Genomic DNA, 3,485 nt, shown 5'->3' with positions numbered 1-3,485 from the left:
GCCGCGGCTGTCGTCGCGGCGGGCCGGGGGCTCAGCTCACTTGTCCGAGCCGGTGCCGTTTCCGTCGTTCTTCGTGCCGGGCAGGCCCTGGGCCTTGCGGCGCATGAGGAGGACGACGATGACGATGATCGCGAGCGCACCGACGGCGAGGAGGATGATCATCGGCATCGACATGCCCGAGTCACCGCTCGTCGATTCGCCGATCTGACCGCGCTCCTCAGGCGTCTCCGAGGGGTTGTCGACGACTGCGCCGCCGAGTCCGGCCTGCGTCGTCTGCTCGACGGAGCCGCCGGCGCCCTCGGCGTCGCCGATCGTGAAGGAGTAGTCGCCGGAGATCGGGTGGCCGTCGGAGGACACGACCCGCCACACGACGTTGTAGGCGCCGGGCTTGAGGTTGTCGGGCAGTGCCACGGTCAGCTTCGTGCCTTCGGTGGTCAGCTCGCCTGCGGAGACGTCGGTGCCGTCGACCATGACCTTGACCTCGGTGCCGACCTGCTGGATCTCACCGGAGAAATCCATCTCGAGCCACTGCGGCTGCTCGTCGAGCTGCGCCCCGTCCTCGGGGTTCGTCGAGATCAGCTGGTCATGTGCACTGGCCGGGGAGGCCGCGAAGACGCTCATGGCGGCGACGACGAGCGCGGCGAAGACGAGCCTGAGAGCAGACCTCTGTGTGCGAGTCATACGTGTTTCTCCTTCAACGTTTGCCATGGTTTGGGGGCGACCGCATGGTCGGTCGGAGTTTCGGACCATCGCTGCGGCCCCCGGCGAGATCACCGAGTTTCCGCGGCCATGGCGTGCAGGTGATCGGCGATTCCCGGCACTGACCTCTCCATTGTCTCAAGAGTTTCTTCGAAATCCTGCAATTGGCCCCCGTACCACGGATCGGCGACGTCGGGAGCGGGCACCTCGCCGAGGCGGCTCCCGGTTCCGTGAGGTCCTCCCGTGCCGCCTCGGCGGGGACCGTCACCGACCTCCGGGTCGAACTCGCGGAGCATCCGCAGCTCCGGGCGCACCTCGGCGGGCAGGCGTGCGATCATCGTCTCGAGCGCCCGATAGTGGCGGGCGGTCATCGCCACGGCGAGGTCCCGGTCGGCGAGCCACTCGGGAGTGATCTGCCGGGCGACGTGGTCGTCGGTGCGGTAGCCGGCGGACGCGAGCACCCGCGCCTGCCGCGGGTCGATCGGGTTGCCGTCCTCTTCGTCGCTGATCCCCGCGGAGTCGACGACCGCCTCGGCGCCGGTGGTCTCGAGATGATGCTCGAGCACGCGTTCGGCGGTCACGGAGCGGCAGATGTTCCCGGTGCACACGAACACCACGGACGGTGCGGTCATACTTCTCCTCCTTCTCGGCGGGCTCGACGGGCGCAGTCGCCCCACGGTCACGGCCTCGCGCGCGGATTCGCGTGCGACTTCTCAGCCCATGCCCATCGTCGGTCACGATACTGTTGCACCATGACATCACAAACTGCGAATGCACCGGCCGATCCGGAGCCCTCGGACGCCGCCGCCTCAGCCGAACTGAGCTCCGTCCGCCCGCAGGACGACCTCTTCCGCCACACCAACGGCGGCTGGATCGACAGCTTCACCATCCCCGACGACCGCGCAGGCGACGGCGCCATGCGCGAGCTCTTCGACACCGCGGAGACGAAGGTCCGGCAGATCATCGAATCCGTCTCCGACACCCCGCAGGAACCGGGCACCGAGGGCCAGAAGGTCGCCGACCTCTTCACCTCGTTCATGGATCTCGAACGGATCAACAGCCTCGGCGTCACTCCGCTCGAGTCGACCTTCGCCGCGATCGACGCCGTCGAGTCGAAGTCGGAGCTCGCGAACCTCCTCGGCCGGCTCGAGACCGAGGGCATCGGCGGTCTCCTCGGCGGGTACGTCACCGCGGATGCGAAGGACTCCGACATCTACGCCCTCTACCTCGTCCAGGCCGGGATCTCCCTGCCCGATGAGGACTACTACTTCAACGACGACTTCGCCGAGGTGCGCGCGAAGTTCCTCGCGCACGTGCAGAAGATGTCCGCCCTCGGCGGGCTCGGGACCGCGGCAGGGCTCGCCGACGCCGAGGTGGCCGCGAAGATCATGGCGTTCGAGACCGCACTCGCCCGCCACCATTGGGACCGGGTGGCCACCCGCGATGCGGAGAAGACGTACAACAAGTACACGCTCGACCAGCTGCGCGAGATCGGCCCCGGGTTCGACTTCGATGCGTGGTTCGCCGCCCTGGCCGCCGATGCCGACGGCGAGCTCGAGACCGTCATCATCGGCCAGCCCTCGTATGTCGAGGGCATGGTCACAGTGTGGGCCGAGACCGACCTCGACACCCTGAAGACGTGGCTGCGCTGGTCGGTGCTCTCGGCGAACGCCGCGCTGCTCACCGACGAGATCGTCGACGAGGACTTCGACTTCAACTCCCGCACCCTCTCGGGCACTCCCGCCCTGCGGGAGCGCTGGAAGCGCGGAGTCGGGCTCGTCGAGTCCCTCCTCGGTGAGGCCGTCGGCAAGCTCTACGTCTCCGCCGAGTTCCCGCCGGCGGCGAAGGAGGCGATCGACCACCTCGTCGCCATGCTCATCAAGGCGTACGAGAAGTCGATCACCGAGCTCGACTGGATGAGCGAGGAGACGAAGCAGCGCGCGCTCGTCAAGCTCTCGAAGTTCACCCCGAAGGTCGGCTACCCCGAGGTGTGGCGCGAGTACCCCGCGACGGTCGACGCCGGTGACCTCGTCGGCAACGTCCGTCGGGCCGCCCGCGCCGAGCACGCCCGGCAGGTGGGCCGCATCGGCAAGGCGATCGACCGCACGGAGTGGCTGATGACGCCGCAGACGGTCAACGCGTACTACCACCCGGTGATGAACGAGATCGTCTTCCCCGCCGCGATCCTCCAGCCGCCGTTCTTCGACGCCGACGGTGACGTCGCGGCGAACTTCGGGGCGATCGGCGCGGTCATCGGCCACGAGATCGGCCACGGCTTCGACGATCAGGGCTCGCGCTACGACGGTGACGGCAACCTCGTCGACTGGTGGACGGCCGAGGACCGCGAGCGCTTCGAGGAGCGCACGACGGCGCTCATCGACCAGTACGATGCGCTCGTGCCTGCGGGCCTCGAGGCCTCGCAGCACGTCAACGGCGCGCTCACGGTCGGTGAGAACATCGGCGACCTCGGTGGCCTGTCGATCGGGTGGAAGGCCCTCGAGCTCGAACTCGGCCGCGCGCCCTCGCCGGAGGAGGCGGCCTCGTTCTTCACCGCCTGGGCCAAGGCGTGGCGGGCGAAGATGCGCACCGAGGAGCGCATCCGCCGTCTGAGCATCGACCCGCATTCGCCGGAGGAGTTCCGCTGCAACCAGGTCGTGAAGAACATGACGGTCTTCCACGACACGTTCGGCGTCGAGGAGTCCGACGGCATGTACCTCGCACCCGAGCAGCGCGTGAGCATCTGGTAGGCGGCCGGTCTCAGCAGCCTCGAGGGCGCTCAGCCACCC

At 68.4% G+C, this 3,485-nt stretch carries 3 protein-coding genes; 1 reads left to right on the top strand and 2 read right to left on the bottom strand.

The genetic code is table 11. From position 1 onward, the window contains the following. Positions 1-36: 36 nt before the first annotated feature. Both ABD154_RS07585 and ABD154_RS07580 read right to left on the bottom strand, forming a co-directional pair. Positions 37-681 (bottom strand): copper resistance CopC family protein, encoded by a 645-nt coding sequence (locus ABD154_RS07585; protein ID WP_344250909.1) that lies wholly within the window; start codon positions 679-681, stop codon positions 37-39. A gap of 89 nt (positions 682-770) precedes the next feature. Next, positions 771-1,331 (bottom strand): low molecular weight protein-tyrosine-phosphatase, encoded by a 561-nt coding sequence (locus ABD154_RS07580; RefSeq protein WP_344250907.1) that lies wholly within the window; start codon positions 1,329-1,331, stop codon positions 771-773. Between the two features lie 120 nt (positions 1,332-1,451). Between ABD154_RS07580 and ABD154_RS07575 the strand changes: the two genes are divergently transcribed. Beyond that, positions 1,452-3,446, top strand: a complete 1,995-nt coding sequence (locus ABD154_RS07575) for a M13 family metallopeptidase (RefSeq protein WP_344250905.1) — start codon at positions 1,452-1,454, stop codon at positions 3,444-3,446. Positions 3,447-3,485 lie beyond the last annotated feature (39 nt).

This window comes from Brevibacterium sanguinis (assembly GCF_039528855.1).
In the GTDB taxonomy this organism is placed as follows: domain Bacteria; phylum Actinomycetota; class Actinomycetes; order Actinomycetales; family Brevibacteriaceae; genus Brevibacterium; species Brevibacterium sanguinis.
The sequence above is the reverse complement of the archived record's forward strand: the minus strand, read 5'-3'. Positions and strand labels throughout refer to the sequence as shown.